Origin of the sequence: Geomesophilobacter sediminis, assembly GCF_016458275.1 — a bacterium.
GTDB lineage: Bacteria > Desulfobacterota > Desulfuromonadia > Geobacterales > Geobacteraceae > Geomesophilobacter > Geomesophilobacter sediminis.
The window spans coordinates 56,729-73,482 of sequence record NZ_JAEMHM010000022.1; the positions used below are offsets into that span (position 1 = coordinate 56,729).

Here is a 16,754-nt window from a genome sequence, read left to right on the forward strand (position 1 = left end):
CTAATGGTCCGGATGATCCTCGATCGGGTCGAGGTAGCCGCCCCTGCTCCGGGAGCGGGTCAGCTTGCCGATGATGCCGTTCCAGCCGCCAGCCAACGCATGCCGCACCGAGCTGCGGAAACCTTGATAGGCAATCCGCGCCGTCAGCAGGTTGCAGTTCGCTTTGCTGGAGTCCGCCCGGGCGGGAGAGCCGTTTCGGGCCAGGTATTCCTTGATGAACCGCGAAAACAGCCGCAACCTTTTCGCGCTGTTGCACCTTTCGTATTCATCCAGGGAGATGCCGGTGGTTGCTTCCCGCCAGGCACTCCAGGCCTCGATCAGTTCCGAAGGCTTAAGCCCCGGCAATTTGGCCAATTCGGCGTAATTTCTCCGGACGTAGATCAGGAAGGCCTCTCTGAACAGCTCCTTGGCCCTGATCATGTCGGTGTAGGAGAAGGTGCTGTTCTGGACGACGATGTGGGGCGGGGTCGGATGAAACAGCATGCCGTGCTCTCCGGCATTGTCGTGCAGGGCGCTCCCCGGCAGCAGCTGCAGCTCGAACACCTGCAGCTTGTCCGGAGCGAGATTCAACACGTAATCCATCGAGGTCTTGAAGGTGCTCAGACTGTCGCCGGGAAGACCGATGATCAGCTGGATGACGTAGTTTATCGGGCTCTTTCGAAGCAGGGCGATCCCCTGCTCGAATTTGGCGAAGTTCGTTTCCCTGCCGATGATCTTCAAGGTCGCCGGGTTGGTGGACTGCAGGCCGATTTCCAGGAAGCCGACCCCCGCTTGCTCCAGCAAGTCGATGGTTTCCTGATCCAGCAGTTCGGCGCGCAGTTCGGTGTTGATGGAGGCGGTTTTGTTTATGGAGCAGATGTACTTCAGGATCTCCTTGGCCCTTTTGGGGTTGAGATTGAAGGTCGGGTCGGCAAGGTAGAGACGTTTGACCCCGGAATCGATGAGATGCTTGAGGTCCCTCTTTACCCGTTCCAGGGAAAAACAGCGTACCGACTTGAAGTTCTTGTGGTAGGAGCAGAAACCGCACTCGAAGGGACATCCTCTTTGGGTTTCGATGAGGATGTCGTGCGATTCGCTGTAGGCCGCCGCGTCGAAGGGGGAGGGGATGTCGTCCAAATCCGCGATGAGCGGCCGGGGCGGATTGGTTCTTATTTCCCCGTCGACCCGATAGCTTATCCCCCGTACCTCCTCGATCGCCGGCTCGTCCTTCACGTAGTGTTTCAGAAGCTCGGCAAAGGTCTGTTCGCCTTCGCCCCGAACGATCACGTCGACGCTTTGGTTTTCGGTCAGGATGCTGTCGGGGGTCGAGGTCACCTGAGGGCCTCCCAGCACGATCTTTAGCGCCGGGTTCAGGCCTTTCAGGAGGTGGGTGATGCCGAGGATCTTCTTGATGTTCCAGATGTAGCAGGAAAAGGCGATTACATCAGGGTTTCGCCGGAGCAGGTCGTGGATGATGTGGTTGGAAGCCTCAACCGTGTTGTAATTCTCGATTGAGATATCAACGTCGTCACCCAGCTCTTTCTTTGCGTAGGCTTTGAGGTAGTGTAAGGAAAGGGGATAATAGTAGTTCTGGTTGAAACCGGTGGTCTGATAGATTGATACGAGAATTGACTTCATCTTAGCCCGCCATCTGCACGTTTCATTTTCATGTCAGGTCCATTTACAACTGGCTCAGCAGTTAGATCAATGGCAATACAGGTTCGGAGCTGAGACAGGTTGTGGGGGTAATATGTCAAAAACGTAATGTAACCAAAGGGTTTCTGCGTCTGTACTCTAGCACCATTCCTTGGTGAGTAATAGAACTTTTTTAGGTTCGTCCCTTTCGGGGACCGAACCGGTTCCCGGTCAGAAGATAGGTGGCTTGCCGCCACCGGTCCACGAAATCGTCGGAAAGGTGACTCTTGATCCAGTGCACGGCCTGCAGCCTCGTTCGCTCCACCCCCTTCCGGGACTGCCAGCGGGCGGCCTCGATCCGGGCGGTGAAGCGGTTCGGCCAGATGCGCACCTCTTCGCAAGGGACGGGCGTGGCGCGCCAGTTGGCCTTGTAAGGCTGATTGCCGCGCGAAAGGTCGAACGAGGTCAAGCCGTGGGCGATCGCGTGCCGGATGGCCACCATGATGGAAAGGTTCCCCGGAGGGAATTCGGTTACTTCCGGGTCCATCCCCGCGAGGTACGAGTAGAGCGTGCCCCGGTCCACGAACTGGTATTCGACGGCAATGGGGGCGCCGTCCAGTTCGAGCCAGAAGAGAAACAACTGCCCCCGCTCCAACAGCTTTCCGGCCACCGTGCGGTGGAAGTTTCGGAACCGCTCGTCGCTGAAGCAGCCCAGCGGGTGCCTTCGGTCGCCCCAGCGGGCGCCATGCAGCCGGAAAAGCACCTCGAACCCCTCTTCCAGTCCCGCGGCATCGTCCACCTGACGCAGCCGCACCCGCCCCGAATCGAGATAAAGCCGCTCCCACTTCCGGCACCGTTTCCGGTGTGACCTCGAAATCATCGCGAGAAAACCTTCCCAGGTCGATGGCAGGGCGATCTGCCAGCAGCTGTGGTGGTACGGCGCTCGGTGGACGAGGAGGTCCCGTTGCGAAAGAGCCTCCAGCGTAGCGTGTACCGCCCCGTCATCGCTGTCGATCCAGTCCAGTTCGATAGCGTCCCAAAACGAGGCCCACTCCGACAGGGCCTGCGCCACCGCCGCTCCCACCAACCGCTCCCGTCCCGGCGGTGCAAGCCAGGTGCTGTGGGCGGTCGCCGCGTCCCCCGAGCCGAGCAGCGCCAGGGTGGCGCGGCCCCCGGCCACGTGCCGGTAAAGGGGAGCCAGCCCGACCAGGGCGCCGTGCGGGTCGTGAACCAGCAGCACCCACAGTTCGTCGTCGGAGGTCGCGTAACCGTCCCACCAGCTTAAAAGCCACTCCGGGGAGAGCATCGGGTTTCCGGCGGCAAGGGCGCGCCAGGCATTGCCTTGCCGATCCAGTTCGGAGCGGTTGCCGACCCGGGTGATGCACAGGTCGCCGAAATGAACCGGTGGCGGCGCGGATCGGGCTACCAATAGCAACCCCTTTCGATCTTCTCTTTGTTCACCGGGGTTTCCCCCGCCGACGGGCGGACCCAGTGCTCGTTGAAGAGCTTCATCGTCGAATCCGCGTACTCCCGCTCCCACCGTTTCCCCTTGATGCCAAAGAGGACCTGGGTCACCCCTCCCAGGTGGACCGCCGGTCTCCCCATCTGTTTCACGAAGGAGGCGAGGGGGAGGCCGTAGGCGCCGGCGCCGACGATGCAGATGTCGAAGGTCTCCGCGGCGATGGCGTCGCACATGGAGCGGTAGGCGTCGAACCAGGTGGCAAAGCCGGTCGAGGCTCCCCCGATCGACTGCACCGCCTTGATCGTTTTCAGTTCGAACTCCGGCAGTACCTCCGGGTCGGCGAAGAGGAGCTCCCGCTTTTCCCGGTACTGGCTCCGGATCGAATCCTCAAACGGGTGCACTACGAGTACCGTCTTCCCGGCCAGAAGGGAGCTCCAGGGGTGTGCGAAGCGGAACGGCTCCAGGCAGTCGAGATCCACCAGGGCGGCCCGGGGGCAGTGGTCGTTGCAGACCACGTTTTCGTACTGGTTGAACCAGACCCCCATCACGTCGACGGAGGCGATGTGCCCCAGGAACATTTCGGCGAAGGCGTCGAGCGAGGCGTCGTCGGCGGGGAAGAATCCGGCCTGGTTGGACATCGTGGTCCGGATTTTACGCGGATACGGCGTTTGGCGGGTCCGCCGCTTTTCCAGGTAGTGGCGCAGGCAGGTGAGCTCCACCGCCCCGATGCGCGAGATCATCAGCGGCTCCCGGCGCGCGAGAAGCTCCTTGACCCGGTCGTGCCCCGGCTGGCCGTAGAGGATCTGCTGCCGGTAACCGGGACCGCGCCACTTGATCAGGTCTTGCTTCTCGATGACGATCAGGTTCAGGCGGTCCAGGGTGTCATGCAGCCGGTTGATGCGGATCAGGGCCCGCTTGACCATGTCGGATTCAATCAGGGGCATCTTCTTCCTTTCGCTTGGCTTGCCCGCCAGCGCCCGCCGCGCCATCGGCAGCGGCCAGCCGCGCGCCAAAAAAGGCGGCCTGGTACAGCTCCCGCAGATCCCTGCGCAGCAGGCACGGCATCAGGACCACCGCCGTCGCCTGGCCGGCGATGCTGGATAGGGCGGCGCCCACCACCCCGAATTTGCCGATCAGCAGGGCGTTGCTCCCTACGCTGACCACCGCTGCGACCACCGTGCTGGCGAGGATGACCCCGCGCAGGTCGTCATTGATCACCCACATCGACTGGGCCATCCCCTGGAAGGAGAACAGCACCACGAAGACCAGCAGGCTCAAGACGGTCGCCGTCTGCCGGTATTGCACCCCGTAGAGGAGTTCCACCGCCCACGGCGCGGCCAACGCCGTCAAAAGGGCCACCGCCAGGGAAACGACCGCGAAGAGACGAAAGACGGTCACGAGCGCCTGCCGGTACTCCGTCTCGCTCCGCTCCTTCTTCCGGGCGATGAACGGGGAGACGCTCGCGATGAGGGTGGTCGGGATCACGTTCCAGACCTGGGAAAGCGGGACCGCTGCCGCATAGATTCCGAGTTCCTTTTCCCCGAGCAACTCCCGGAGCATGATCTGATCGATCCGCAGGTACGCCGTCATCATCAGCCCGCTGATCAGGAACGGCCAGCTCAGGCCCAGCAGCCGCTTGGCCTCGTTGAGACTGGGAGTCCACGCCTCGGGGGTCGGGAACCGGCGGTAGACCAGGGCCAGTCCCGCGGCAAAGATGGCCGCTTCCACGGCCATGACCACCGCGAAGGCGATCAGCGGTGCCTTCAAAAGCAGCAGGATCACCTTGATCCCGTTTGCTACCAGGTAGGAGTAGAGCTTCACCTTCACGGTGCGCTTGCTCTGGCTTTGGCTTTGAAACCAGCAGTCGATGAGGTCGGTGGTCTGGAATACCAGCATGGCGCCGACGACTGCGGCCAGCAGGATCAGCCGGGGCTCCTCGGGATGGAACAGGGCCATGGCGGCGATGACGCAGAGCCAGGAGCCGACGCTCGTGACCAGCCTGAGCCGCATCGCGGTCCCCAGGACCAGCCCCGCCGGCACCGTCTCGCGGGAAAGGTCGCGGAGCACGAACCCCTCGGCCTGGAGGTCGGAGGTCATCTGGAAAAAGGCGATGAAGGAGAGGACGTAGGCCAGTTCGCCGAACTGGGTCGGGCCGAGATGCCGCGCCACCCATGCCCCCACGGTGAGCCCGATGACCATGCGGGCAATCCGGTCCAGGAAGAGCCAGCCGGTGTTCCCGATCGCCCTCTGGAACTGGAGCCGGCCGTCGAGCCACTCCCGGACCGTTTCCGGCAGGTAGGCCATCCACCAGGAATTCATCGCGAAAGGCCCCGCATCGGCGTCTGAGGTGCGGCGTTCATGCCGACCTTCCCGAGACGGCGTCGCGTACCAGGATTCGGAGCATCGGCACGAGGATCAGGAGGTCGTACAGGAACAGAACCGTGGGCGCCGGTATCCCGAACCGGCGGCGGAGCGCCTTGGGGATTACCGCCGCCTCGTGGAGGACGTTTTTCAGCGCCGGGTGTTCGGAAAGCCCGCCCCTTTCGCAGTAGAAGCGGCGCAGCCGCTCGTGGCGGAGCCGCCAGTCGGCGCGCTCCGGGTCGCTGAGCTCCCGGCCGCTGAAGTTGTTCGCACCGTGAACGCGGTAGTTCACCCCCAGCCCCGGCAGGTACAGCTTGTGCGCCCCCAGGATCGAGGCGCCATAGATCAGCACGTCGTCGGCCCGGGTCACCCAGTCCTTCTCGAAGGGGTAGGGGAGCAGCGCATGGAGGAGCGATCCGGCGACCGAGACGCACGAGGTCGCCTCCCCGATCCAGCAGAGGGTTTTGCGGGTGAGCGCCGAGGTGGCAGGGAAGGGGAAAGGGGGGGCGGCGCCGATCCGTGCCGAGGCGAGGGTGGGGGCGCCGTCTCGAAACCGCACCGGCTCGACGAAGACGAACTCCGCCTTGCCGCTGCCGATCGCTTCCTGAAACCGCTCCAGGTAATCCGGAGGATAGCTGTCGTCGGCATCCAGGAAAAAGACCCGGTCCTGTCGGCCGATATGCTCCAGGGCCGCCTGGAACGCGGAGAGCTGGCCGCCGTTTTCCTTGTGGATCGCAACGGCGCCGGGGCACTGAGTGCAGAAGGCGGCGATCACCTCGCCCGAGGCGTCGGTGGAGCCGTCGTCGACGATGACGATCCGGTCAAAGGGCCGGGTCTGGGACGCCGCCGAGTCCAGGCACTCCCGAAGGTAGGGAGCGTAGTTGTAGTTGGTCACCAGGCAGACGTTCATGCAACCAGCTCCCTCAGATACCCAGCCCGGAACGCCTCGAGCCGGTACTGGTCGCGCAGGGGGGGGGCGGGACGGGGGTGCTCCAGCTCGTCGAGGATCGCCTGCGCCAGGGCTGCGCGGTTGCCGTAGGTGACGGTGCGTCCGTACTCGTCACCGGCGAGGATCTCGCGGATGCCGTCGGAGTCGGTCCCGACCACCCGGGTCCCGGCGGCGATCGCCTCGATCACCGTGATCCCGAAACCTTCGAAGACCGAGGGGACCACCACGCACTGCGCCTTGTTGTAGAGCGCGTTCAGATCCTGATCGGGCACGAACCCCAGAAAGGTCACGTTTTCCGCGATCCCGAGCCGGCGGGAAAGCGCCCGCATCCGCTCCAGATGGCTTCCCTTCCCGCCGACGTAGAGGTGGACCCGGGGGCGCCGGGCCACTACGGCCGGGAAACTCCGGATCAGAAACTCGATCCCCTTGCGCCGGTCGATCCGCCCGACGTACACGACGGTATCGGGATCCTTTCCGGCGGCCAGAGGATGAAAGCGGGTGGTATCCACGGCGTTGAAGATGGTGGTTATCTTTTCCGGCGCGATGCCGTAGTCGTCGATCAGTGCCTGCCGGGTCGCGTCGGAGACGGCGACGATCCGGGTGGCGAGCTCATAGCTCCGCTTCTCGAAGGGGATGAAGATGCGCTTCCAGAACTGCGAGGCGAGGTGGCGGCACTGCTGGCGGTAGGTATGGTGGCAGGTGACGATGACCGGGATGGGGAGGCGCCGGGCCAGGAGGACGCCGCCGGGACCCGTGTGGAGGTTCAGCCGCTCGAGACCGAATTTCTCGATGACGCGGTGCGCCTCCAGGTGGAGCCAGAGGGAAACCCCGACCTGCTTCAGCCAGCGGACCGGTGCGAAGTCGATCCGGACGTGGCGGGGGAGCGCGTTTCGTGCCGGGGAGAAGAAGAGCCAGCCGGCATCCTGAATCTCCGAATACATCAGGTGGGTGTGTCTCCCTATGCCGCCGATCAACGGGAAGAAATCATAGGTGATAATGCCGATCTTTATGACGCACCTCAACCCGCTGCAAAGTCAATACCCAGCGCACTATAGTACAAATGACCGGGCAAGTCCATAAATACAAAGGAGCTTTCAGGCTTCCGCCCGCACTCCGGATCGGGCACGCGCCAGAAGTTTCCGGTACCACTCCTTTTTCATGCACGGTTTTTCCAGAGCCACAAAGAAGAGTGTCGATAGCAACAGGATCAGCGGCACCATGATCAGGCCGGCAATGAGTATTTCGGCCCACACCGGAAGGAGATGCCAGAAGCCGAACTGTAACAGCGGACGGATCAGCGCGGAAATGATGGTGTAGTGGTAGAGATAGATCGTGTAGCACATCCCGCCGATGATGTAGATCGGGGGGGCGGTGAAGAAGCGGTTGCTCCAGGTGCCGCGGAAGGCGCCGAGATAGGCCAAGAACATCGGGAAGGCGATGAGGGCGCGGGCGTTGCCGCCCAGGCCGAGGCAGACGCAAAACGCTCCCCAGCCGGCGAGCGAAGCGAGGTCCCCGCCCAGGGAACGCCGGGGGCGCTCGCCCCAGTCGGCCAGGTACAGATCGACCAACAGGAACCCGGTCAGGAAGAATTGGGCGGAAGAAAGGAGCGAGAGGTCGAAACGCGGTGTTCCCCCGAGGCGCTGCGCGGCAAGCGAGAGCACCACGATGGTGCCGACCAGCACGAGACGGCGCCAGGTCTTGGAGCCGATCCGGAACACCGTGCTGATGATCGGGGCCAACAGGTAAAACTGGAGTTCGATCTCCAGCGACCAGGCGACGAAGTTGACCGAGCTCATTGCACCGTACACGGCGTTGTGGAGGTAAAAGACGCTGGCCAGCAGGTGCGGCAGGAGCTGGGCCGGGCTCTCCCCGGCGACCAGGGTCAAAAGAAGGAACCGGATCAGGAGGTTCGCGATGTAGGGGGGCTCCAGGCGGGTGAGGCGGCGCAGCAGGTAGCTTTTCAGCGGCGGAACCTGACCGTGGCCGAGGTGTCCCTTGGCAAAGGGGAGGGCGATCACGAAACCGCTGATGATGAAGAAGAGCTGGACCCCGATGTCGCCGTAGGAAAGTACGACGGCCAAGAGGTCGGCGTCTTCGGTCCGCCCCGTCTTGGAGGTGATGAACCAGCTGAGGTGGAAAAGGACCACCGACATGATCGCGATAAAGCGGAGTCCGTCGATCTCGGCGATGAACTGCCCCGAGGCGGTATCACGCGATGCCCTGGCGATCAGCCATCTGGTCAAGGAGCGCATGGTCAAGGGCCCCGCCGGCGAACTTTGGACGGCGCCGGAACGTCCCGGTGCCAGGGGCCGCCTTCGCGTAGTGGGGCGAAAATGCAGCGGCTTTTTGGCGTGCGCCGGCCGATGATTCCTTTTTTATTCATCATTGTTTTCATCTTTCTTCGGTATTTGGCTGGGCAAGGTAGGGCGATGTCGAACTCCCTGCCCAAGACCTTGGAACCCCGCGCTACCGGGACCGATCCTCTTTACGGAACCGGTCAAATCACCGTATCCCCGTCGCCGGTTGCCCTTCCCACCGCCCCCCAAAAAATCCGGAAACGTTCCCCACTGATCGGCTTGATCAAGATGCTGTTGCCGGTTGCCGACCTCTGCCTGGCGCCTTTTGTGTATCCGTCGGCCTTTCTGCTCAAGCTGGTACGGAGCGCCGGGGTGCACCGGATGCCGCTTTGCCGTCGGGCGCTTCTTGCCGTCGGCGTCTTCCCGATCCGCAACCACTACTTCGAGCCGCTCTTCGACACCCGGGCGCTCAGGCATTCCCTGGAACAGGGGCGCCGTCTTCCCGGCATCACCTGGAACGTCACGGAACAGCTCCGTCTGCTGGGGAGCTTCCGCTACGCCGACGAGATGAAAGGGATCCCGGATCATCCCGCCGGAAACCTCGATTTTCACTTCAACAACGTCGCCTTCGAAAGCGGCGATGCCGAATTCCTCTACAGCCTGATCCGCCAGAAAAAGCCCGCCCGGATCTTCGAGATCGGCAGCGGACATTCCACCCGGATGGCGCGGCGCGCCATCAAGCGCAACCGGGAGGAAACCCCCGACTACCGCTGCCAGCACGTCTGCATCGAGCCGTATGAGCAGCCCTGGCTGGAGCAGGTCGGGGTGCGGGTCGTGCGCCGGCGAGTCGAGGACCTCGATCCCGCTTTCTTCGCGGTGCTGGAGGAAAACGACCTCCTCTTCATCGACTCCTCCCACGTGATCCGCCCGCAGGGGGACGTCCTCTTCGAGTACCTGGAGCTTCTCTCCACCCTGAAGCCGGGGGTCATCGTCCACGTGCACGACATCTTCTCGCCGCGCGACTACCCGAAGGAGTGGGTTGCCGACGAAGTGCGGCTCTGGAACGAGCAGTACCTCCTGGAGGCTTTTCTCACCGGCAACCGCGACTGGAAGATCCTCGCCGCGGTCAACTACCTGCATCACAACCACTTCGAGGCGCTCAAGGCCGCCTGCCCCTACCTGACCCGGGAAGACAACCCCGGCTCCTTCTACCTCCAAAAGGTCGCCTAGACCTCGCTACGGTGGGCACGCCGTGCCCACGCCGATAACCCGCACAGCAAAGAAAGTGCCACCGTCGATCCTCACCCCGGGGGTGCCGTTGCTTTGGGGCCGGCTGAGCCGCACGGCCCCTATCTGCGCCATTTCTCAGATCTTTCCGGCCCGATTCTTTTCGCTCCGGCTGCAGCGCACGGCGTCCGGGTAAAGGTAGGTGCCGGTCATTTGGCGAAGTGATCTGGTGCGGGGCGACGGCGCGGATTGGGCGTTGATCGGCGGGTGGAGTCTTTGGGAGAGGTACGGCGAATTTCCCGTTTACCCGCCCTGGCCGGGATGCTGGGGGCGCAGCCGGCGGGATTCCAGGCGCTTCACCCGGTACTGGACGTCCTCCATGAGGCGCCGGTTCACCGCGAGGAGGTCGGCGAGAAAGGCGGTCAGCATGGTCTGGAAGCCGACGCCGAGCAGGATCGAGGCGAGGATCAGGGACTGGACGTGCCCGGAGCCGTCGCCGGAGAGGTAGAACCAGAGAAAACGCAGCCCCACCACGAGGCCGATGCTGAAAAGCGCCACCCCCACCGACATGAAGAAGCGAAACGCCTTGTAGACGACGAAGATCCGGATGATGGTGACCACGGACTTCCGGATGTAGCTGGGGATGCTCTTCACCAGGCGGGAGGGGCGCAGCTCGTCGTTTACCCGGACCGGAACCGAGGTGATGGCGAGGTTCTTCTGCCCCGCCTGGATGATCGTTTCCAGGGTGTAGGTGTATTCGTTGAAGACGTTGATCCGGCGCGCCGCCTCGCGCGACATGGCGCGAAAGCCGCTCGGCGCGTCCTCGATGCTCGTCTTGCTCACCGTCCGCACCACCGCCGAGCCGAAGCGCTGCAGCATTTTCTTCATCCAGGAGAACGACTCGATCTGCCCGATGGGGCGCTCCCCCACCACGATGTCCGCCTTGCCGGCCACAATCGGTGCGGTGAGCAGGGGGATGTCGGCGGCCACGTACTGGTTGTCGGCGTCGGTGTTGACGATCACGTCCGCCCCGAGGATGATGGCCGCGTCCAGGCCGGCGAGGAAGGTCCGGGCCAGCCCCTGGTTCTTGGTGAAGCTCACCACGTGGTCCACGCCGCAGCGCCGGGCGACTTCCGCGGTGGCGTCGGTGCTGCCGTCGTTGATGACGAGCCACTCGACCTCGTCGAACCCGGGGACCTCGCGCGGCAGGTCCTTGAGGGTGACCGGGAGGGTCTCCGCTTCGTTGAAGCAGGGAATTTGGATGATCAGTTTCATACCTGGGTTCCGATCCTGGTGAGTCTGAAAAACGTAGAACCTTGAACGTCGAACGTGGAACCTTCTCAAGAGTAGCCGGGGGAGTATGACACAAAGATGAGCGCAGGTAAACCTGATTGCTTTCAGACTCATATGGCTTCAGCAACGGCGATTCTCTGTATTGGAAAAGTGTAATGCAATGAGTGCTCATTTGTCGGCTGATCCGGCTGAAGTATTTGGAAACGCGTCCGATAAGTAGTGAGGTTGTATCTGAATTGTATTGACGGGTTCCCGCGCCGGGGTGTACTCTCCGGCGGTGGCGCCCCGTAAAACCTTCTCCCGCCGGGAGCCGGGCGGGCGTCAGGCCGGGTGAGGGGTGGCAACCGCAGCGTGGCGTTTTCCCTCACCCCGACCCTCTCCCGAGGGGAGAGGGAGGTACTGGTGATGAGTGCCGCGGGCACCTGGCGCGTCGCTTATCCGAGCAAAGCAACAACAGGGATTTCATGTCGAACTGGGAAACGATTTTCTTCTGGGCCGCGCTGGTCACCTACGCCATCTCCTGCGGTGGATTCATCTACTCGATCGTGTTCAAGAATCCGCGGGCGCTGCCGAAGCTGACCTGCCTGGTCGCCATCGGCCTGGTCGCCCACAGCGCGGCCATCGCGTCCCGTTTCTATGCCACCGGGCATCTCCCCTGGTCCGGCGACTACGAGTATTCGCTCATGGGCGGGTGGTTCATCGTGGCCGCCTCGGTCTGGATCGGGGTGCGCAACAAGGGGCTGCAACCGTTGGCGGCGGCCACCGTCCCGCTGGTGGTGGTGATGATGGGCTACGGCGTGATGCGCCATCCGGCGCTCACCCCGATGGCGGCGAGCCTCAAGACGAACTGGCTCTACATCCACGTCTACTTCGCCTGGCTTGCCTTCTGCTCCTACACCCTCGCCATGGCGGCGAGCGTCCTGTTTCTCCTCAAGGAGAAGGGGGGGGCGGGGGAGCATCCCCTCTACGACCGGTTTCCCTCGCTGGAGCGGCTCGACGAGCTGATCTTCCGTTACCTCGTCTTCGGCTTCATCACCAACTCCATCATGCTGGTCGCCGGTTCGATCTGGGCCGAGGGGCTTTGGGGGAGTTACTGGAACTGGGACCCGGTCGAGACCTGGTCGCTCATCTCGTACCTGGTCTATGCCATTGCGATCCACCTGAGGGTGGCGATGGGTTGGCGCGGGGCAAAGCTTGCCTGGATGATGGTGATCGCCCTGAGCACCGTGGTGATCTCGTTTTTCGGGGTGACCTTCGTGGTCAATACCAGCCTGCACGTCTTCCAGGTGCGGTAGAGACCGATTCAGGGGACTGGCTCCGCAAGGTGCCAGTCCCCCTCTCAACCAGACGAAAAAGGGGGACCGGCACCTGCGGAGCCAGTCCCCTAGTGGGTTGGCAAGAACGAAGTAGTTGGAGGTAGTAAGTAGTGACCGGTATCTTGTTGCAAGCCGTAATCTGGATGAACCTGGCGCTCATCTTCTATACCTGGGCGGTCTTCAGCGGCCGAAAGCAGGGGCTGCACCGCAAGCACCTCATCATCTTCGGGATCGGCCTTTTCTGCGACTACCTCGGCACCCACCAGATGAACGTCTTCGCCCACACCTTCGGCAAGGCGCCGGAGTGGCACAACATCACCGGCATCGCGTCGCTTTCCGGGATGGCCTTCCACTTTCTGCTGGCCCTGATCGCCTCGCTGGCGCAGCGGACCGAGTCGGTAAATCGCGTATTCCACCGGGTCAGCCTCAGCATCTACAGCTGCTGGCTGGTCGCCTTCTTCTCGGGCGCCATCTCGGGGATGATGCGCATGCACGGCTGAATGTCAAATTCCCGTCTCCGTCAATAAGCGGAACTGGTCATTTAGGGATATCACCCCGCTATTTAGCTCCCTTTTGTCGGGGGCGGTCGGCTAAGTCATCGAAAAGACAGTATCTGGTTTCCTGGCACGCCGCTTGCTAAGTGAGGGTTGCGTCTGGGACATGTTCTACGGCCCCAGCCCCTGCCGGTGTTGAGCGCCATAACCGAGGGACGCAGGACCAGCACGTTGAACGTTGCACTTTCGAACGTTGAACCTTGAACGCCTCTAGGGACAGACATGGAATCCGCCATCGACAAGAAGATACTCTTCGTTACTCCCCCGTATCACTGCGGTGTCGTCGAGGTTGCCGGCCGCTGGATCCCCCTCAACTTCGTCTACCTGGCCGGTGCGGTCCGCCAGGCCGGCTTCAGGGCGGAAATCTACGACGCGATGACCAAGCACCACACCTTCTCCGAGATCGCCCTGCGGCTCGGCGAGGCGAAGGCCGACTACGTCGGGGTCACCGCGATGACCTGCACCATCAACGACGCGCTGCAGACCCTGGAACTGGCCAAGCGCATCAATCCCCAGACCGTCACCATCCTCGGCGGGGTCCACCCCACCTTCATGTACCAGGAGCTTCTCACCGGGAGCAGTTGCGTCGACTACATCATCGTCGGCGAGGGTGAGGTCTCCCTCCCGGAACTCCTTACCGTCCTGGAACAAAAGGGCGATCCCGCTTCGGTTCCCGGCGTCGCCTTCTGGAACGGCGAGCGGGTCGTCACCACCCCCAAGCGCTGCTTCTTGCAGGACCTCGACAACCTCCCGGCCGCCTGGGACCTCTTGGAGTGGAACGACTACCAGTACTTCATCATCCCCGGCTCCCGCCTGGGCGCCGTTTCCACCTCGCGCGGCTGCGAGCACGCCTGCGTCATCTGCGCCCAGGACAAGTTCTGGGAGAAGTCGTGGCGCCCCCGTGACCCGCAGAAGGTCGCCGACGAGATGGAGCACCTTTCCAGAAGCTACGGCGTCAACGTCATCCTGATCACCGACGAGAACGCCTCGCGCGACCCGAAGCGCTGGGAGGCGCTTTTGGACGCGGTCATCGCCAAGGACCTCGGCCTGCACCTCATCATGGAGTCCCGCGCCGCCGACCTGGTCCGCGACCGCGACATCATGTGGAAGTACAAAAAGGCCGGCGTCGCCCACATCAGTATCGGTATCGAGGCGACCGACCAGGCGCAGTGGGAGCAGATGAAGAGCGGGCTCTACGTCGACGAGGCGAAGATGGCCCTCGACCTGATCCACGAGCACGGCATCGTCTCCGAGGCCGCCTTCGTGCTCGGCTTCCCCGACGAGACCTTCGAAAGCGCCAAGTACATCTTCAAGCTGGCCCAATACTACAACCCGGACAACGCGCACTTCATGGCGGTCACCCCGTGGCCCTATTCCGACATGTACCAGGAGATGAAGCCGTACATCCGGGAGTGGGACTATTCCAAGTACAACTGGATCGATCCCATCATCCAGCCCAAGACCATGAGCATGCTGCAGATCGACGTCGCCATCGTCGACTGCTACCGCAAGTTCTACATGGAAAAGATGATCGACATCATGGTCATGAAGGACGAGTTCAAGCGGAACTACCTGTTGCGGGCGATGAAGCTGATCATGGCGAGCCCCTTCATCATGAAGAAGCTCAAGGTAGGGATCATGGGCAAGGTCCCGGCGAAGCTTGGCGAGTTGAAACAGCGCTTCACCTGAAGGTCTTAAGCCTCCCCGCGGTTGGCACCCCGCATCCTCCCTCGCCATCCGTCGGTTCTCACCGATCTGCATTGCAATGTAATCATTTGGTCTACGACATAGCACACTGATTTGCACGGGAACTGACGGATTATTCCTGATCCAGCTTTTTGCGTTGTTCTACTTGTCTCATGTCATGTCATCCCTTCCATGTTTCTGTAATGCGTGTGAATCCGTGTGCGCTTTTGTCGCCCGGACCAGATCCATGAGGGCCGGCGCCTTCCGGCGCCTGTGTCAGTTGTTGGACCTCCAAAGTAGAGTGAAACCGCCTCCTTCAGTGAGAGGGGGGCCGCACCTGCGGAGCCAGTCCCCCTGGGACGTACTATTTGGTTGCGCTTTTTACATGAAACAAGTTAATATCGCTATCAAAATTGTAAGCTGTCGGTGCCGTAACGACCGCCGGCAAGCCTTAAGGCACCCGCCGGCAGGCTATCTTTAAAGGGAGAATCGGATGAGTAAGATACTTTTTGTCACAGCGCCATATCACTGCTGGGGAGTTCAGGTCGTGGGGACCTGGCCGCCGCTGCACCTGACCTACCTCGCCGGAGCCGCCATCGACGCCGGGATCGAGGCCAGGATATTCGACGCCATGAACAAACGGCTCGGTTTCGACGAAATCCGTCAGGAGATCGAGCGCTACCAGCCCGATTACGTGATGACGATGGATTACCTCCCGGTCACCGGCGCGATCAGTACCGCGACCGTCCCCGACTCCCTCAAGATCCTCAACATCGCCAAGGAAGTGAACCCGAAGATCACCACCCTTTTGGGCGGCCCGCACCCGAGCTTCATGTACGGCGAGATCTTTGAAGACAAGGCGAACCAGGTGGATTACATCCTCTGCGGCGAGCCGGAGCAGACCCTGAAGGACCTGATCAAGGCGATCCCCGAGGGGACTGCGACCAAGGTCGCCGGCATCGCCTTCGTCGACGGCGAGGCGGTCAAGGCCAACAAGCGGCACCACCACATCGTGAAGCTCGACGACCTCAAGCCCGCCTGGCACCTTCTGGACTGGGACGACTACCAGTACCTCGTCGAGCCGTACGGCCGGATGGCCTCCATCCTGACCTCGCGCGGCTGCGACATGGGGTGCGCCTTCTGCAGCCAGCGTCTGTTCTGGCGTGAAGACTGGCGCTGCCGCACCCCGGAAAACGTCATGGAGGAGATCGAGCATCTCATCGACACCTACAACATCAAGTTCTTCACCATGATCGACCCGTACCCCACCAAGCACCGCGACCGGTGGGAGCTTCTCCTGGACAAGCTGATCGAGGCCAACCTGGGCGTGTACTTCCTGATCGAGACCCGGGTCGAGGACATCATCCGCGACGCCGACATCCTGGACAAGTACCGCAAGGCGGGGATCATCCACGTCTACCTGGGCGCCGAGAGCGCCGAGAAGGACGTCCTGAACTCCCTGAACAAGGGGACCAGCTTCGAGCAGAACAAGCAGGCCCTCGACCTTCTGCGCGAGGCGGAGATCATCACCGAGGCCTCCTTCATGATCGGCTTCCCGCACGAGACCTGGGAAACGGTCCAGAACACCATCGACTCCGCGATCTATCTCAACCCGGACATCGCCGTCTTCCCGGTGATCACCCCGATGCCGTTCACCCCGCTCTTCAAGGAGATGTACGACCGGATCCGGGTGTGGGACTACTCCCAGTACAACCTGGTGACCCCGATCGTCGAGCCCCACGAGATGGACATCAGCGAGATCACCGTCGCGCTGGGCAAGTGCTACATGGAGTTCTACACCAACAAGATGCACGAGGTGATCAACCTCCCGGACGGGTTCAAGCGCAAGTACATGCTGAGCGCGTTCAAGCTCATGATGAAAGACCACGGCGCGAACTTCGACTTCGCCGGCAGCGGCCTGATCGACGCCGAGACCATGAAGCGGATGCAGGCGAAGATGGCCTCCGTCGCCTAACCGTCGGTTAAAAAGGATGC

The 16,754-nt window shown here is 62.3% G+C and carries 13 protein-coding genes; 5 read left to right on the top strand and 8 right to left on the bottom strand.

What is annotated here, in order from left to right; translation table 11 throughout:
• The 7 genes from JFN93_RS21595 to JFN93_RS21625 all read right to left on the bottom strand — a co-directional run bounded on the left by JFN93_RS21595 (position 1) and on the right by JFN93_RS21625 (position 8,638).
• The gene (locus JFN93_RS21595) at positions 1-1,617 is read right to left on the bottom strand and encodes a B12-binding domain-containing radical SAM protein (RefSeq protein WP_199386252.1); all 1,617 of its coding nucleotides are present in this window, start codon (positions 1,615-1,617) and stop codon (positions 1-3) included.
• A 190-nt stretch (positions 1,618-1,807) separates the two neighbouring features.
• Positions 1,808-3,043 carry a GNAT family N-acetyltransferase gene (locus JFN93_RS21600; protein ID WP_199386253.1) on the bottom strand — a complete coding sequence of 412 codons (1,236 nt, stop codon included), beginning with the start codon at positions 3,041-3,043 and terminating at the stop codon, positions 1,808-1,810.
• Positions 3,037-4,020 carry a hypothetical protein gene (locus tag JFN93_RS21605; protein ID WP_199386255.1) on the bottom strand — a complete coding sequence of 328 codons (984 nt, stop codon included), beginning with the start codon at positions 4,018-4,020 and terminating at the stop codon, positions 3,037-3,039. Before JFN93_RS21605 ends, JFN93_RS21600 begins: the two co-directional genes overlap by 7 nt.
• The gene (locus tag JFN93_RS21610) at positions 4,007-5,395 is read right to left on the bottom strand and encodes a flippase (RefSeq protein WP_199386257.1); all 1,389 of its coding nucleotides are present in this window, start codon (positions 5,393-5,395) and stop codon (positions 4,007-4,009) included. The genes JFN93_RS21605 and JFN93_RS21610 overlap by 14 nt, the downstream gene beginning before the upstream one ends.
• Before the next feature lie 37 nt (positions 5,396-5,432).
• Positions 5,433-6,347, bottom strand: coding sequence for a glycosyltransferase family 2 protein (locus JFN93_RS21615; protein WP_199386259.1), 915 nt, complete (start codon positions 6,345-6,347; stop codon positions 5,433-5,435).
• Positions 6,344-7,408 carry a glycosyltransferase family 4 protein gene (locus tag JFN93_RS21620; RefSeq protein WP_328754553.1) on the bottom strand — a complete coding sequence of 355 codons (1,065 nt, stop codon included), beginning with the start codon at positions 7,406-7,408 and terminating at the stop codon, positions 6,344-6,346. The genes JFN93_RS21615 and JFN93_RS21620 overlap by 4 nt, the downstream gene beginning before the upstream one ends.
• A 72-nt stretch (positions 7,409-7,480) precedes the next feature.
• Complete coding sequence (locus tag JFN93_RS21625) at positions 7,481-8,638, bottom strand: acyltransferase family protein (RefSeq protein ID WP_199386263.1); 1,158 nt, start codon at positions 8,636-8,638, stop codon at positions 7,481-7,483.
• 177 nt (positions 8,639-8,815) lie between these two features.
• Here JFN93_RS21625 and JFN93_RS21630 point away from each other — a divergent pair, with 177 nt between their 5' ends.
• On the top strand, positions 8,816-9,913 hold the full coding sequence (locus JFN93_RS21630) for a class I SAM-dependent methyltransferase (RefSeq protein WP_199386265.1): 1,098 nt from the start codon (positions 8,816-8,818) through the stop codon (positions 9,911-9,913).
• Positions 9,914-10,213: 300 nt separating this feature from the next.
• On the opposite strand, the gene JFN93_RS21635 is transcribed toward JFN93_RS21630, so the two are convergent.
• Positions 10,214-11,185, bottom strand: coding sequence for a glycosyltransferase family 2 protein (locus JFN93_RS21635; protein WP_199386267.1), 972 nt, complete (start codon positions 11,183-11,185; stop codon positions 10,214-10,216).
• Between the two features lie 482 nt (positions 11,186-11,667).
• On the opposite strand from JFN93_RS21635, the gene ccsA reads away from it, so the two are divergent.
• The 4 genes from ccsA to JFN93_RS21655 all read left to right on the top strand — a co-directional run bounded on the left by ccsA (position 11,668) and on the right by JFN93_RS21655 (position 16,734).
• Positions 11,668-12,498 (top strand): cytochrome c biogenesis protein CcsA, encoded by an 831-nt coding sequence (ccsA, locus tag JFN93_RS21640; RefSeq protein ID WP_199386281.1) that lies wholly within the window; start codon positions 11,668-11,670, stop codon positions 12,496-12,498.
• A 140-nt stretch (positions 12,499-12,638) separates the two neighbouring features.
• The gene (locus JFN93_RS21645; protein ID WP_199386332.1) at positions 12,639-13,019 is read left to right on the top strand and encodes an HsmA family protein; all 381 of its coding nucleotides are present in this window, start codon (positions 12,639-12,641) and stop codon (positions 13,017-13,019) included.
• A 276-nt stretch (positions 13,020-13,295) separates the two neighbouring features.
• Positions 13,296-14,762, top strand: coding sequence for a B12-binding domain-containing radical SAM protein (locus JFN93_RS21650; RefSeq protein ID WP_199386283.1), 1,467 nt, complete (start codon positions 13,296-13,298; stop codon positions 14,760-14,762).
• 490 nt (positions 14,763-15,252) lie between these two features.
• Complete coding sequence (locus JFN93_RS21655) at positions 15,253-16,734, top strand: B12-binding domain-containing radical SAM protein (protein ID WP_199386285.1); 1,482 nt, start codon at positions 15,253-15,255, stop codon at positions 16,732-16,734.
• The last annotated feature ends 20 nt before the right edge of the window (positions 16,735-16,754 follow it).